Source organism: Proteus sp. STS61-E (assembly GCF_040932335.1).
Lineage (GTDB): Bacteria > Pseudomonadota > Gammaproteobacteria > Enterobacterales > Enterobacteriaceae > Proteus > Proteus mirabilis_B.
The window spans coordinates 801,814-815,976 of the sequence record NZ_JBFQGE010000001.1; the positions used below are offsets into that span (position 1 = coordinate 801,814).

General features: G+C 37.0%; 15 protein-coding genes. 11 read left to right on the plus strand and 4 right to left on the minus strand.

Annotated elements, in window-relative coordinates; translation table 11 throughout:
• Window positions 1-2 precede the first annotated feature (2 nt).
• From AB4J89_RS03765 to AB4J89_RS03815, 11 genes are all read left to right on the plus strand, one after another.
• The gene (locus AB4J89_RS03765; protein WP_368468136.1) at window positions 3-1,013 is read left to right on the plus strand and encodes a LacI family DNA-binding transcriptional regulator; all 1,011 of its coding nucleotides are present in this window, start codon (window positions 3-5) and stop codon (window positions 1,011-1,013) included.
• An 82-nt stretch (window positions 1,014-1,095) separates the two neighbouring features.
• Window positions 1,096-1,950 carry an AraC family transcriptional regulator gene (locus AB4J89_RS03770; RefSeq protein WP_088495541.1) on the plus strand — a complete coding sequence of 285 codons (855 nt, stop codon included), beginning with the start codon at window positions 1,096-1,098 and terminating at the stop codon, window positions 1,948-1,950.
• A 130-nt stretch (window positions 1,951-2,080) separates the two neighbouring features.
• Window positions 2,081-2,794: an AzlC family ABC transporter permease gene (locus AB4J89_RS03775; RefSeq protein WP_228766764.1), complete on the plus strand. Its 714-nt coding sequence runs from the start codon at window positions 2,081-2,083 to the stop codon at window positions 2,792-2,794.
• The gene (locus AB4J89_RS03780; protein WP_075673103.1) at window positions 2,791-3,105 is read left to right on the plus strand and encodes an AzlD domain-containing protein; all 315 of its coding nucleotides are present in this window, start codon (window positions 2,791-2,793) and stop codon (window positions 3,103-3,105) included. The genes AB4J89_RS03775 and AB4J89_RS03780 overlap by 4 nt, the downstream gene beginning before the upstream one ends.
• 313 nt (window positions 3,106-3,418) lie before the next feature.
• Window positions 3,419-4,663, plus strand: a complete 1,245-nt coding sequence (locus AB4J89_RS03785) for a PfkB family carbohydrate kinase (protein ID WP_088495542.1) — start codon at window positions 3,419-3,421, stop codon at window positions 4,661-4,663.
• A complete protein-coding gene (locus AB4J89_RS03790) occupies window positions 4,663-5,607 on the plus strand; it encodes a tripartite tricarboxylate transporter substrate binding protein (RefSeq protein WP_368468139.1) in 945 nt (314 codons plus the stop codon). The genes AB4J89_RS03785 and AB4J89_RS03790 overlap by 1 nt, the downstream gene beginning before the upstream one ends.
• Before the next feature lie 31 nt (window positions 5,608-5,638).
• On the plus strand, window positions 5,639-6,076 hold the full coding sequence (locus AB4J89_RS03795; RefSeq protein ID WP_165123626.1) for a tripartite tricarboxylate transporter TctB family protein: 438 nt from the start codon (window positions 5,639-5,641) through the stop codon (window positions 6,074-6,076).
• A gap of 15 nt (window positions 6,077-6,091) precedes the next feature.
• Window positions 6,092-7,582, plus strand: coding sequence for a tripartite tricarboxylate transporter permease (locus AB4J89_RS03800; protein ID WP_088495545.1), 1,491 nt, complete (start codon window positions 6,092-6,094; stop codon window positions 7,580-7,582).
• 148 nt (window positions 7,583-7,730) lie between these two features.
• Complete coding sequence (locus AB4J89_RS03805) at window positions 7,731-8,726, plus strand: dihydroxyacetone kinase subunit DhaK (RefSeq protein ID WP_368468142.1); 996 nt, start codon at window positions 7,731-7,733, stop codon at window positions 8,724-8,726.
• A gap of 2 nt (window positions 8,727-8,728) precedes the next feature.
• Window positions 8,729-9,334, plus strand: coding sequence for a dihydroxyacetone kinase subunit L (locus AB4J89_RS03810; protein WP_368468144.1), 606 nt, complete (start codon window positions 8,729-8,731; stop codon window positions 9,332-9,334).
• Between the two features lie 18 nt (window positions 9,335-9,352).
• Window positions 9,353-10,264, plus strand: coding sequence for a dihydrodipicolinate synthase family protein (locus AB4J89_RS03815; RefSeq protein ID WP_311754841.1), 912 nt, complete (start codon window positions 9,353-9,355; stop codon window positions 10,262-10,264).
• A gap of 122 nt (window positions 10,265-10,386) precedes the next feature.
• Here the strand turns inward: AB4J89_RS03815 and AB4J89_RS03820 are convergent, their stop codons facing one another.
• From AB4J89_RS03820 to AB4J89_RS03835, 4 genes are all read right to left on the minus strand, one after another.
• Window positions 10,387-11,355 carry a threo-3-hydroxy-L-aspartate ammonia-lyase gene (locus tag AB4J89_RS03820; protein ID WP_368468146.1) on the minus strand — a complete coding sequence of 323 codons (969 nt, stop codon included), beginning with the start codon at window positions 11,353-11,355 and terminating at the stop codon, window positions 10,387-10,389.
• Window positions 11,348-11,749, minus strand: a complete 402-nt coding sequence (locus AB4J89_RS03825) for a RidA family protein (protein ID WP_088495549.1) — start codon at window positions 11,747-11,749, stop codon at window positions 11,348-11,350. Before AB4J89_RS03825 ends, AB4J89_RS03820 begins: the two co-directional genes overlap by 8 nt.
• Before the next feature lie 76 nt (window positions 11,750-11,825).
• Window positions 11,826-12,593 carry a hypothetical protein gene (locus AB4J89_RS03830; RefSeq protein WP_368468148.1) on the minus strand — a complete coding sequence of 256 codons (768 nt, stop codon included), beginning with the start codon at window positions 12,591-12,593 and terminating at the stop codon, window positions 11,826-11,828.
• Between the two features lie 139 nt (window positions 12,594-12,732).
• Window positions 12,733-14,148 (minus strand): MFS transporter, encoded by a 1,416-nt coding sequence (locus AB4J89_RS03835; RefSeq protein WP_368468150.1) that lies wholly within the window; start codon window positions 14,146-14,148, stop codon window positions 12,733-12,735.
• Window positions 14,149-14,163: the final 15 nt, after the last annotated feature.

Genomic DNA, 14,163 nt, shown 5'->3' on the forward strand with positions numbered 1-14,163 from the left:
CAGTGAAAAAACAAAAACGTATCACGATCACCGATATTGCAAAATTAGCGGGTGTTTCAAAAACAACGGCAAGTTTAGTGTTAAATGGCCGAGGTAAAGAGATGCGTGTTTCTGATGATACCATTGCGCGTATTACGACCATTGCGGAACAATATCAGTATCAACCTAATATTCACGCTCGCTCTTTACGTGATAATCGTAGTTATGCGTTGGGATTAGTTATTCCTGATATTACTAACTATGGTTTTGCTTCCGTGGCTTATGAGCTAGAAATATTATGTAGAGAAGCGGGTATTCAATTACTTATTTCTTGTACTGATGAAAATGCGGCTCAAGAAACGCTGGCAATAGAACATCTATTATCACGACAAATCGATGGTTTGATTGTGGCTTCTTGTTTACAAAGTGATATTGAATATCAACGTTTAAGTAAACAAATACCTGTTGTGTTATTTGACCGTTATTTTGAAGGAACAACACTGCCTTTTGTTGTCACCGATTCAATTACGGCAACACAACAACTTATTGCAGAAATTGCTTCGACAAAAGGCATTGATGAGTTTTACTTTTTAGGTGGACAATCAACGCTTTCACCGACTAAAGATCGTCTTTTAGGTTTTACGCAAGGGCTTTCACAAGCAAATATTAATCTGAAATCAGAGTGGATCATTCATGGGCATTATCACCCAAGTTCAGGTTATGAAATGTTTGGCTCTTTGTGTGCATCGCTAGGGCGATCGCCTAAGTTTGTTTTTACTTCTGCTTGTGGCTTATTAGATGGCGTGTTGCGCTATCTAAGTCAAAATAAAATTATGCAAAATGAAGTCTATTTAGCAGGTTTTGATGATCACTATTTGTATGATTCATTATCAATACCAATAGATACTGTTGCACAAAATAATCCTGAATTAGCGTCACACTGTTTCCGACTGGTTATGGGATTAATTAACCAGACAAATTTAGAAGTTCATCAAATTTTTGTTCCAGCAAAAATTCATCAACGGCATGAGTAAGATTGAGCAATTTTATGCAATCATCAGTATAGTGTTTATGATACAAGCTGATGATTTTTACTGTTGATGGAGTCAATATTCAATGCGACAAGAGCAGGCTAAACTTATTCACCTTCCTGAGCTTAATAGCCTTGCTTATCTGCAAGCTGAATATCTACATCAAACTTTCTCGCGCCATACTCATGAAGGCTTTTGTATCGGAGTTATTGACGATGGCGCACAACAGTTTTATCGAACAGGAAGCGAACATATCGCACCTAAAGGCGATATCATTATTGTCAATGCAGATGAAATCCACACAGGCTCATCTGCGGTTGAATCTGGCTGGGCGTATCAAGCTATTTATCCCACACCAGAATATCTGCAAACATTAACTCAAGACTTACAACAAGAGCGTGGCACAATCCCATGGTTTCCAGATGCCGTTATTCACGATCCGGGTTTAAGCCAGCAGCTTTTATTGCTTTTTTCATTATTAGAACAACCTAATAATTTTCTACTTAAAGAGTCGCTGTTACTTTCAACAATGGCAATGTTGATATTGCGTTATAGCAAAACACGAATTCAAGAAAAGCCGTTGAGTGCAATAGGGCAACGGTTGCAATGGGTAAGTGAATTAATGAATGACGCACCCGAAAATGAATTTTCACTTAATACCTTAGCGGAGATGGTAAATTTAAGCCCTTGGCATTTTCTACGTCAATTTAAAAAAGAGATTGGTATGACGCCTCACGCTTGGCTTATTCAAGCGCGAATTCGCAAAGCAAGACAGTTACTTTCTTTAGGTCATACGCTTTCTGATGTCACACAACTTTGTGGCTTTTCGGATCAAAGCCATTTCCATCGCCATTTTAAAAATGCCATTGGTGTCACGCCGGGTAATTATTTAAAAGGGCTTCGATTGTCATCCTCTTTAAAATCCCCTTTATTATCGTAAAAATAAATGACAGTAAAAAAGTACAGCGTAATAAAAAAAACAAAATAGCAATTTTATACAATCCCATTTATCTTTACTGACTGATAATCATTCTCCATAGAATTAATGTATTAGAAGTGAAGACAGGTAAATGGAAAAAATCAAAAATAATAATGAAGATGGGCAAGTAATGCGTGCTTTCGGCCTTGGTGCTTTGCATGTTTTGCCTTTATGCCTTGCAGTTATTCCTTGGGGAATATTAGCGGGATCAATGGCGGTTGATGCAGGGTTAACCTTTGCACAAAGTGTCGGAATGTCTGCAATTATATTTGCAGGAGCAGCACAACTAGTCACACTAGGATTAGTGGTTTCTGGTGCGGGAATGCTGACTATTATTGTTTCTGTTTTTTTTATTACAGCACAACATCTTTTATACGGGTTGACCTTACGTCCACATGTTGCCCATTTAAAATGGTACCAACGTATTACGATAGGCTTTTTATTAACGGATGAGCTTTTTGCAGTTTCAGCACAACCTAAAGTAAAACTAACACCTGCTTATATGATAGGGGCGGGATTATGTTTTTATTTAGCGTGGGTAGCTGTCAGTATTGTCGGCATTATTATGGCAAGCCAAGTTTCTGACTTATCTCGTTATCACCTTGATTTTTCTATTGTTGCTACTTTATTGGCGATTGTTATTCCGTTAATAAAAACATTTAGTACATTAGTTGGCGTTATTGTCTCTTTTTGTCTCTCGATTATTTTCAGTTGGTTGAATATAGAAGGTGGCGTAGTTATTGGTGGATTAACAGGCATGTTTATTGCCGTTTGTGTAGCTAGAGCAAGAGGAGAACAAAAATGACATGGTCGTTATTATTAATTTTGGCACTGGTCATTTTCATGTTGCGTTATTTCTTTCTTGAACCGGCGATCCCCGTCAAATTACCGTCAGTGATCAGACAAGCATTAGGATATTCTGCGCCTTGTTTATTAACCGCAATTTGTGCGCCAATCGTGCTGTTAGAGAAGGGCGAATTTAAAGGTATCTTAGATAATCCTTATCTTTGGGGAACCTTATTATGTGTAGGATTAGCACTTAAAATACGTAATACCTTAGTGGTGGTGTTACTCACATTAGTGGGTTTTTATCTGCTTAATGCCTTGTTAAACTAAATATCAAGGTGATTTTATTTAACATGATATTCACATTTTAAAATTATCATTTCTGTAATAATATAAGTTGTTATTTTATCAGCCGTCTTTGAACGGCTGATTCTACCTCTCTTTTCTTAATCACCATTCTTTATTCGACTCGTTTCACCTCTCACTTTTAACGTATACCAATTGATGTTGTGTTAAAAAAATGTGATCTAAATTGCTTCGATTTGGTTTTGCTTTTGCTTTTGGTTTTTTGTTTTGAATACCATCGCAGAATCACTGACCTGATCTCCTTATTCTCGTTATCAATGATACGGAGGCACTTTATATGTTTTCAGAAGAGCGGCGACAGGAAATTTACACCATCATCAGGGAACAAAAGAAAGTTAAAGTGGCTCAGCTTGCGGAGAAATTCAGTGTCACATTGGAAACTATTCGCAGTGATTTGAAATACCTTGAAGGAGAAGGGTTGATCAAACGTTGTCATGGTGGCGCCATACTAGGGAAACAAGAAATTAAAAAAATAAGTAAATTTAGTGATAGTTTTGATATTTCATGTTTATTGCACGATTTATTAATCGTGAGAGAACGTAAAGATAGAAAGCCTGAAGGCAAAGTCTGTGTACTGGGATCGTTTGTGGTAGATATTATTGCCAATGTCGATTCTTTTCCAAAAGTTGGTGAGTTAATTAACTCTAAAAGTAACTCGATAGGTCCCGGAGGCAAAGGAACAAATCAGGCAATGGCTGCCAGTTTTTCTGATGCGAAAGTACACTTAATAACGAAAGTGGGTGAAGATCATTTTAGTAAATACGCTTATAAATATTTACAAGAAAGCGGAATTGATTCTTTTACTATTTTTCAAACAGAAATAGAACCAACGGGTAGTTCAATTAGTTATTTGGCAGATAAAACACAAAACAATATTACAGCAACTTATTTAGGGGCGAACAATACATTCTCAGATCAAGAGATTGATATTTCTTTACCTTATGTAAGTGAAGCGGATGTGTTATTGCTCCAAGGTGAAATTAATATAGAAGCCAATATTAAAGCCGCACTGTTTGCAAAATCTGTTAATAAAACAGTCGTACTTAATGTTGCGCCTTATAACGATAATCTAAAGCAACTTTATTCAAATCTTGATTTTATTACCTTAAATGCAAACCAAGCATCACATTGGGCTGACATTGAAATAAACGACATTAATGATGCTAAACAGGCTATTGGCGTTATCTCAGGTGATGAAAACAAGAAAGTCATTATCTATATGGATGAGCTTGGCGTGGTCTATTTTGATGGACGATCCACATTTCATATACCCCCTATGCCATCGTTGCGAGTGGATACGATGGCAGCCACGGATGCTTTTAACGGCGCATTTGCTTCAAAAATAGCGGCAGGAGGCACAATGCATGAGAGTGTATTATTTGCCAGTGCTTTCCTCTCTGCATTTATAGAACAAAAAGGCGTAACAGCAATGCCTGTGCTTTCTCAAGTTCAGGCTCGCCTTAAATCAAGGCTCGAAGATATTCGACCACAAATAATCTGCAATGAGAAAAGGTGCATATAATGAAAAAAACACTTCTGGCATTTACCCTATGCAGTTCCATTTTTACACTTCCGGCTTTTGCTCAATACCCTGAAAAGCCGATTACTATTGTTGTTCCTTGGGCTGCTGGAGGCAATACTGATACCGTTGCACGCTTAGCAGCTAAAGGGCTACAAGAAGAATTGGGTGTGACCGTTAACGTGGTAAATAAAACCGGCGGTAGTGGTGTTGTAGGTCACGATGCGATTAAAAATGCAAAACCTGATGGCTACACGCTGGGGATTGCAACGGTTGAAATTACCATGATGCATCATCAGGGAATGACGAATTTAACTTATCAAGATTACACACCGATCACACGTCTTGCTGTTATTTATGGTGGATTACAAGTTGGAAAATCTTCGCCATTTAAAAATGCACAGGAAATTATTGATTATGCGAAAGCAAACCCAGGCAAATTAAAAGCATCGGGTAGTGGCTTAAATTCAATCTGGCATCTCAATACGATTGGTATGTTACGTGCCGCAGGATTGCCTGATAACGCCATTCGCTTTATTCCATCTCAAGGTGCAAGTGCTGCATTACAAGAGCTTGCTTCCGGTGGTGTTGATATTGTGACGTCTTCATTAGGTGAAGCGGACAGTATGGTAAAAGCAGGATTAGTGAAACATATGGCAATTATGTCAAATCAGAAGTCTGCTTTTTATCCTGATGTACCGTTATTCAAAGAAGCCACTCCTTATAACTGGGATCTGCAAGCGTGGAATATGCTAGTTGCACCAAAAGGGCTAGATAAAGAAGTACAAGATAAACTCACTGCTGCAATGAAAAAAGTGTATGCCTCTGGTGAACTAGCCGAGTTTGCAAATAAACAAGGTTTTGAAGTTATTGAATTATATGGCGATGATGCCACTCAATTTATGGCCAATGAAGATAAAAAGTTTGGCGAAATTATAAAGAAATAACTGAGGAAACGGCTGAATAACAGCCGTTTTTATGCCTATGCTAAATCGTCATATTCTATCACTAATATTCTGTTGCTTTGGTTTATTTCTTATTGTTTATAGTGCGTATTCATTAGGTGATTTTAGTGAATATGGTGCCGCATTTATGCCCTCTATTATTGGCGGTGGCATGATTATATTTTCATTAATTGATATATTTTCACGTGATCAAGAAAGTGATATTCCATTAGTTTCATGGCATGAAATAAAATTTGTCTTATTAATTATTGGCATTATTCTTTTTTATGTTTTTGCATCAGATTATCTAGGTTTTATTTTAACGGGTCTAATTATTACAGCACCGTTAATGATGAAATATGCAACAACAAAACCTATATATAGTTTTATTATTTCAGCCAGTGTGGTGTTAGGTGTGTATTACTTATTTACCGCTGTACTGTTAGTACCGCTACCTCAGCTATTTTCATAAATAGAGAACAACAGTATGGATATATTAATTAGCGCACTTGCTTATATTGATTACACAACAATACTTGTCGTTATTGGTGCTTGTTTATTTGGCTTATTTGTTGGTGCAATTCCCGGATTGACATCAACAATGGCAATCGCATTAATGGTACCATTTACTTTTTTTCTTGATCCCATTCCTGCATTAGCCTTAATGATTTCTGTCGGAGCCTCTTCTATATTCGCGGGTGATATTCCTGGTGCCTTATTAAATATTCCGGGTACACCTGCATCGGCGGCTTATACCAATGATGCACACTCCTTAGTTAAAGAAGGTAAAACAAACCGTGTATTAGGTATGTCGTTAACAAGCTCTGTCATTGGTGGCGTTATCGGTACGATTATATTAGCGTCCACAGCCCCAATTTTAGCTGAGTTTGCTTTAAAATTTAGCTCTTATGAATATATGTGGCTCTCTTTAATAGGGCTTAGTTGTGCAACTATTGTTTCAGGCTCACATATTCGAAAAAGCTTATTAGCACTGTTTTTTGGTATTGCATTAGCGACTATTGGTTACGATGAATTTACCGGGCAAGCACGCTTTACTTTTGGTGAAGTCTCTTTAATGCAAGGAGTAAGCTTTATTCCAGCAATGATAGGATTATTTGCCATTTCAGGTGCAATTAAATATTACGTTGAACGCTGGAAAGAAAAGCAAATCACACTAAGTGAAGTGAATGCTGAAAATAACTCTTACAATATTTTTAAAGGGATTGGTGGCGTTGTTCGCCAGCGTAAAGGCGGTATTTTCCGTAGCGGAATAATAGGAACATTAATTGGTGCTTTACCCGGTGCTGGTGCCGATATTGCAGCATGGATCTCTTATGCAGTTTCAAAAAAGCTTTCCAAAAAACCAGAGAAATATGGCCATGGCTCTGAGGAAGGTATTGTTGATGCTTCTGCGAGTAATAATGCAAGCTTAGCAGGGAGTTGGATACCATCTTTAGTCTTTGGTATTCCGGGCGATTCTGCGGCTGCAATTATTATCGGTGTATTGTATATGAAAGATATGCAACCGGGGCCAACACTGTTTTTATTCAACCCTGATAAGTTGTATGCCGTTTTTATTATCTTCTTTATCGCTAACCTTATTTTATTACCAATTGCTTTTATTGTTGTCAATTTATTGAAAAAGATTGTTGCTATTGATAATGCGATTATTTATCCAGCAATTATCTTATTTAGTCTTGTCGGCTCTTACGCAATCACAAATACAATGTCTTCTATTGTTGTCATGTTGGTAATGGGTGTTATCGGTTATTTCCTTCAAGAACGAAAATTTCCAATATCACCGATTATTTTGGGCATGATCTTAGGGCCAATGTTAGAAAAGAATTTACTCTCATCGTTAATGAAATCTGATGGTGACTTAATTAATTTCGTTAACAGACCTATTTCGATGGTATTAGCAAGTGTATTTCTACTCATTGTCGTGATGCAAATTAGAGGTGCATTTAAAGCCAAATAAATAACCTATTTAATACTCAATATTTATTACTAAACGTTTAATTATAGAGAGATACTTTTTTAAGTATCAGGGAAAACTCATCTTAAATAAAATCAGTTTATTTAAGATGTCAGAAATCAGCAGATAAATAAAAATATCGGGTGATCACATGAAAAAAATATTAAATAAGCCAGAAAATTATGTCGATGAAACATTAGCGGGTTTATGCCTAGCTCATAGTGATATTTATCACCAACCACAGCCAAGATTGATTACTCGTTCTAAAAAAACAGATAAGCCCAAAGTGGGTATTGTAACTGGTGGAGGTTCAGGTCACTTACCTGTATTTACAGGATATGTCGGTGATGGCTTATTAGATGCCGCCGCCGTAGGTGATGTTTTTGCTTCGCCTTCTGCCGATTTAATGGCAGATGCTATTCGTGAGGCGAACAACGGATTAGGCGTATTGCTACTTTATGGTAATTACGGTGGCGATATCATGAATTTTGATATGGCAACAGAAACGGTTGATTTTGAAGATGATATTCGTTGTACAACCGTTCTAGCCGCTGACGATGTAGCTTCAGCAAAACCAGAAGAAGCACACAAACGCCGTGGTGTTGCTGGGATGATCTATGGTTTTAAAATGGCAGGTGCCAAAGCAGAAGAAGGTGCAACGCTTGATGAAGTCACGCGTATTGCTCAAAAAACCATGGAAAATACCCGAACTATTGGCTGTGCGTTGACATCTTGCACCTTACCCGCAGTAGGACATCCTACTTTTGAAATTGGTGAAGATGAGATGGAAATGGGGATGGGCATTCACGGAGAGCCGGGAATTTGGCGTGATAAATTACGCAGTGCGGATGATATTGCACAAGAAATGTTTGAGCGTCTACAAGCAGAATTATCATTAAAAACAGGGGATAAAGTCTCTGTATTAGTGAACTCTTTAGGCGCAACGCCATTAGAAGAACTTTATATTCTGTACAACAAAATTGCACAACTGATTAATAAAACAGGTGCGACTATTGTGCATCCATTGGTCGGTCGTTATGCCACATCTATGGAAATGACAGGGGCAAGCTTAACATTGTGTAAGTTAGATGATGAGCTAGAAGCCTTGATGAGTGCGCCAGCTCATTGTGCATTCTGGAGAGTATAACGATGAATATTACACTTGAAATGCTCAAACAAGCGGTTTTGCGTATCGCTATCGCCTGTGAGCAATCTCAACCAATGCTGTGTGAAGCAGATAGCCGCCTAGGTGATGGGGATCTAGGGATCACCATGCAAAAAGGCTGGCGACAAATTGCCGATGATTCACAAGATTGGCCAGATGATCTCAGCAAAGCACTTTTTCAATGCAGTAAATCATTACAAAAAGCCTGTGCTTCTTCTTTTGGTACATTGCAAGCAACGGCTTTTATGGCAATGGCAAAATATTGCAAGGAAAACCAGCTTCAAGAAATATCATCTTCCGACATTTCGCCATTATTAACGGTCGCATATCAAAGCATGATGGCGAGAGGAAAAGGGGAATTAGGGCAAAAATCTGTACTCGATATTCTTTACCATTTATCTGAAGCGCTAAACCCCATTTTAGCTATCGATAATCTAAAAGCAGCGGCATTACAAAGTGTTGAGAGTACGCTTAATGAATTTCGCCAAAAACCTAATTTATTAGGTCGAGCTCGTATGTTCCCAGAAAAATCGATTGGTTTAGATGATCCGGGCATGTTGGCAATTAAAGTTATTGTTGAAGCAATCTGATTTAATAAAGGTCTTTATATGAAAAAATTATTTGGCGTTACAGTGGCAATGGTTACTCCGTTTGATTTGAACGATCAAGTGGATATTAAAGCGTTATCTGCATTGACTGAAATGTTAGTAACCAAGGGTGTCGATTGTCTTTATCCTTGTGGTACAACGGGCGAGATGTTGCGTTTATCCGCATTAGAACGTAAAAATGTTGCAAAAACCGTTGTCGAAACAGCGAATAAACGTTTACCTGTTTTTATTCATGTTGGTGCAATGACATTAAATGAAACCATTGAGTTAGCCAAACACGCAGTTGAAATTGGTGCTGATGGTATTGGTGTGGTAACGCCACAATTTTTTGGTGCGACAGACAGAGAATTAGAAAACTATTTTGTGACAGTGGCAAACAGCGTACCGGATAATTTCCCTATTTACCTGTATAACATTCCACAATGTGCCGCAAATAATATAAAGCCTGAATTAGCGGCAAGAGTACAACAACAGTGTAAAAATGTAATTGGTATTAAATACAGTTTTGCTGATAACAATACAACATTAAGTTACCTTGCTGTTGCAGAGGGTTTTTCAGTTCTTCACGGTTACGACAAATTATTCTTAGGATTATTAGATGCAGGTTGTGATGGTACAGTTTCAGGTTGTGCTTGCGTATTCCCTGAGCCATTTGTGAATATGTATAAAGCCTATATCGCAGGTCATTATCAAGAAGCGAAACACTGGCAACAATTTTGTGTGAAATTTAGTGATGCACTTAAGTCTGGTGCGAATATGGCAATATTTAAATCAGCATTAACTATGCGTGGTTTAGATGGTGGTCATATGCGTTTGCCACAACTTGATTTATTGTCTGAAGAAAATCAACAATTAAAAGAAAATCTAACTCAATTATGTAAACAAGCAGGTATCACTTTCTCACTTAATTAAAATAGTGGTCAAATAAACGTCCCCGTTATTTTAGCTAATTGGTTGTATGTTGATCCTTTTAAGCAGTATAGGCTTTTCTATACTGCTTTTTTAATATCAAGATATACATAATGTGCTATGGTTTATTGTGCTAAAAAGTGACCATATTGCGCGATATCGACATTACCGCCGCTGATAATAATACCAATTTTCTTACCTTTTAATTTATCACCGAATTGACGAGCTGCCGCTAAACTTAAACAACCCGTTGGCTCTACAATCATTTTCATTCGCTGAGCGTAAAACTGCATAGCCGAAATTAACTCTTCATCTGTTGCAGTTAAAATATCATCCACATTGTTACGAATGATCTCAAAAGTATAATTGCCTAGATGCTGAGTTTGTGCGCCGTCTGCAATTGTTTTCGGAGTATCAATATGAATGATTTCGCCTTTGCGTAATGATTGTTGTCCGTCATTTCCGGCTAAAGGTTCAACGCCAAATATTTTACAATCTGGTGAGAGGGCTTTGGTTGATAATAAAGAGCCAGAAAGTAATCCACCGCCACCTAATGGAACAAATAGCATATCTAATTCACCAACTTCATCAAACAGCTCTTTGGTAGCAGTACCTTGTCCCGCAATAATATGAGGGTGATCGTAAGGTGGAATTAATGTTAGACCTTCTTTTTGTGCTAATTGTTGCCCAATTTTTTCACGATCTTCAGTATAACGATTATAAGTGATCACACGACCACCATAGCCTTTTGTTGCGTCCATTTTTGCCTTTGGTGCATCTTCAGGCATGATAATTGTTGCAGGAATACCTAATAACTTCGCCGATAAGGCAATTGCCTGAGCATGATTACCTGATGAGAAAGTCACAACACCATTTTTACGTTGTTGATCATTAAATCGAGATAATGCATTCATCGCACCACGAAATTTAAACGCACCCATTCGTTGAAAGTTTTCACATTTAAAATAAAATTGCGCCCCTGTTAGCTCATTTATAGTACGAGAGGTCAAAACAGGTGTTTTATTAAGATAAGGCAGAATACGTTGATGAGCTTGTGCAACATCTTTATAGGTAGGAGTAGGCAACTTATTCATGAGATTGCTCCTTGATCACCACGGCTTCAATTTCAATTTTGCTTCCAAAGTGCAGTTCTTTTACACCTGCGACTAATCTTGCTGGTCTGTGTTCACCAATCCATTTTGCATATAGCTCATTAACAATAGGCCACTCGTTAATATCTGTCACATAGACTTTAACTTGAGCAATATCGGTTTTCTTTGCATTAATTCCGAGAAGACAAGCATTTAAGTTTTCAAGCACTTGTGTGATTTGGACTTCAACGGGCTTGTCTGCCAATGGATTACCTTGTTTATCTAAGGGCAATAACCCAGAAACAAACGACATATTATTTGCAGTAACAACATGAGAGTAATGCCCACCAGGAGATGAGAGAGCATCAATATTTTGTAGTGTAAGATGTGAGGTCATTGCGGTTTCCTATTTCACTTAAGTTAGATAAAATGTATACTTATTTATACACAATGTCTAACTTTAGATCAATAGTTTACTTTTCACAAAATGCCAGAGTATATCCCGAATAAAACAGAGGATGAGTTAATCCATTTTTAGATGTAGCAAATTTTCTTTGTGCTATTTCTTTAATCGCTTCTTTTATTTTAGAAAAATCAACTTTGTTTTCATTACCGGATAAAAAATTGTAGATATTTCCAGCCAATAAACAATAAATCTCGTATTTTAAATATGAATTATCAGAAATTCCCAAATCATCTATTGCTTTTACGACTTCAGGGATATTTTGTAAATGCTGGATCATTGTACTTTGAGCTGCATTTTTATCTAAGTCCAACTTAAATTGGTTAGAGATTAAAAAAAATAAAATTTGTTTCGCCTCCTTATTCACAATAATTTTGTTATCGTGATATAAATTGTCAATTGCCCGATGAATTATTGAAGAAGGGAGAATTTTCTTTTCATTTCTCCACCAACCTAAAATATCGCTATCTACCTTCTTATAAGCTTTATTTAGTAATTCCATTGATTTTACTTGATTTTTTATATCAACCCTATAAGAAGATATTTCTTCTGGTGTATAAAAATCTCGTATTTTTGATATTAACTCTTTACTGATTTTTGCAATATCGACGGTAATCTCTTTCCTTTTATCACAATTAGCTATGGAGATGTCTAAATAGGTATTTTTAATATTTTTGATATTATTTAAAAAATTTCCATAAGTATTTAATGGTTCTTTATCATTAACTTTATTCTGTTTTTTATTTACAATTACAAATTTCGCTGAAATATTTTTCATAAAAATTCCTTTTGTCATTAAAAGGAATTTTGACAGAATAAAAAATAAGTTCTTTCATAAATAAAACCGATGAATTTAATAAAAAAGAGGTGAAAATGTATCACCTCTTTTGTTTCTTATATGACATCAAAAATAAGGTTTAATAAGAACAACGCGTTATTTTCCACGCTGTATAAATGGCTATTAAGGGCGCTAGTGCTAAAAATAAGAATAGAGCAGATGCAGAAGAAGAGAGTCCTTCAGGAGTACCACTATTAAAGCCATTTAAATTGACTATCATACCTGCAAATGCAGAGCCTAGAGCGGTTGCAAACAGTTGTACGGTTGTAATAGAGGCACCAGCAATATCTTTATCTTGTGTGGAAGCTGCTTGTAATATACGTGTTAATAGGTGAGGCCAACCAAAACCAATGCCATAGCCCACTAAGAACAAAGCAAATAAAATAATAAAAAGACTAACCGCGTTTTCTGATCTCAGTAGTGGGTTTGGAATAACAAAAGCCAACACAAGTAAACCGATAAAAACAATAATAGGACCGCTCAAAATACTAAAACGCATTTTAGCGCCTTGCCAACTTGCACTAATTACTTCAGCAACTGTCCAGCCTAATGCCATTAATGCACTCATATAACCTGAAGCTAAAGGCGTTTGCATATGTAAACTTTGTAGGTAATAAGGGACAAAGATCTCACAAGTCATGCCAATCGCTAATAATGAAATAGTTAAATACAAAAGTGCATGTAAAGAGAGACCTTTAAACGTATTAGTGGGTAGCAACCGAACGCTAAGGCGTTTCTCACAAAAAATAAGCACACCAATTAAACCAAACACCACCACGATACTCAGCAAATTAATGGTAAGTGAGGAAGAAAGGCTACCAGATGAAATAAGCAGAACTGCGGCTGTTAAAATGATTAGCTGAAGATAAGGCAAGCTTTGTGATGTTGATTTTGGAGCGTCATTATCATTCTTGGGCAAGATAAACCACAGATAAATACCATAAAAAAGCATGATAGGTAACATAATACCAAAGGCATAACGCCAAGCATCTAATTGAGCAAAAATACCACCAATAGCAGGACCAATTAGTGTAGCAACACCCCACATACCTGAAATTAATGCCATAGCTCTTGGCCATAATGCTTGATCGTAAACGATATTCACCATGGCGTAAGAAAGGGCAAATAAAAGCCCACCGCCAAGGCCTTGAACAAATCGACCAATAAGCATGACTTCCATTTTAGGAGCAATCGCACATAACAAACTACCAATAAAAAATAATACCGTACCGGCTAAATATGCACCTTTAGCACCTAATAAATTGAGTAAGCGAGCAGACAATACTGAGCCAATAATTGAAGCAGCTACAAATAGCGTAGTATTCCATGCATATAATCCCATTCCACCAATATCTGTTACAACAGAAGGCAAAATAGTGGTTGCCATTAGAATATTAATCGCGTGGATCACGACACCAAAAGAGAGGGCAAAGGAGATTGCACCATTCCGCCCTGAAAAGAGATCACGCCATTGGCTATTATTATTTGGGTGCATTAGAAAAAATATCCT